The organism is Streptomyces sp. MB09-02B, assembly GCF_033794485.1.
GTDB lineage: Bacteria > Actinomycetota > Actinomycetes > Streptomycetales > Streptomycetaceae > Streptomyces.
The window spans coordinates 1-895 of record NZ_JARGEE010000932.1 but is presented as its reverse complement, the minus strand read 5'-3'; the positions used below and the strand labels follow the sequence as shown (position 1 = coordinate 895).

Here is an 895-nt window from a genome sequence, read left to right as displayed (position 1 = left end):
GGTGGGGTGCGGTTCACCGGGCCGTGGGGCTCAGCGTCGCGAAGACGATCACGTTGTCCCGGTACTCCTCGCCCGTGCGCGGGCCGCCGCACGTGATGAGACGCAGCGCGGGGCGGTCCACGTTGCCGTAGACCTCGTTCGCGGGGAAGTCGGCCTTGGCGACCGTGCGTACGGAGTCGACGGTGAATTCCGCTGCGGTGCCGTTCTCCAGGCGCGCCTCGACGCGCTCGCCCCGCCGCAGCCGGGCGAGCCGGCGGAACACCCCGTCGCCGTAGGGGCCGACCGTGACATGGCCCAGGATCACCGACGGGCCGGTCTGGCCCGGGGTCGGCGAGTGCCGGTACCAGCCCGCCCTGTCGTGCTCCGTGACCGGCGGCACCTCCACCGTGCCGTCCGGGGCCAGCCCCAGGCGGATGACCGGGGTGTCGACCTCGATGGCCGGGATCAGCAGCCGCACCGGGACCGAACGGGCCAGGGGGCGCGACGTGCCGGGGGGCGGCGACGAGGACGGTGCGGACGGCGAGGACGGATGCGGGGTCGCGTCGCCCCCGGGTGGTGCGGTCGTGGCGTCGTCGGTGCGGCTGCCGGAGCAGCCCACCGACAGGGAGATCGCCGCCGCGGCGGCGAAGGCGCGCCTGGAGAGCGGTGTCACGCCTCGTTCGCCCGCTTGCGGCGTACGAGGACGACGGCCGCGCCGCCGCCGAGGAGCAGCGCGGTGGCACCCGTGCCCGCCAGCACGCCCGCGCCGCCGGACCCCGTCGACTCCGGTGCCGTACCGGTGTCGGGGGCGCCGCTCGGAACGACGGAGACCTGGCTCGGCACCGGGCTCGCGTCGCCACCGCCCGGGGCCTCGGTGGGCGCGGACTCCGACGGGTGGTCCGTGGCGGGGGTGGAC

General features: G+C 76.6%; 1 protein-coding gene and 1 pseudogene. Both read right to left on the bottom strand.

Annotation, left to right across the window (positions count from 1 at the left end; translation table 11 throughout):
- Nucleotides 1–13 precede the first annotated feature (13 nt).
- The gene (locus P1P70_RS45160; RefSeq protein ID WP_319248368.1) at nt 14–652 is read right to left on the bottom strand and encodes a class F sortase; all 639 of its coding nucleotides are present in this window, start codon (nt 650–652) and stop codon (nt 14–16) included.
- Nucleotides 649–895: pseudogene (locus tag P1P70_RS45155) on the bottom strand (sortase-dependent protein); the annotation flags it as partial. The gene P1P70_RS45160 and the pseudogene P1P70_RS45155, both read right to left, overlap by 4 nt.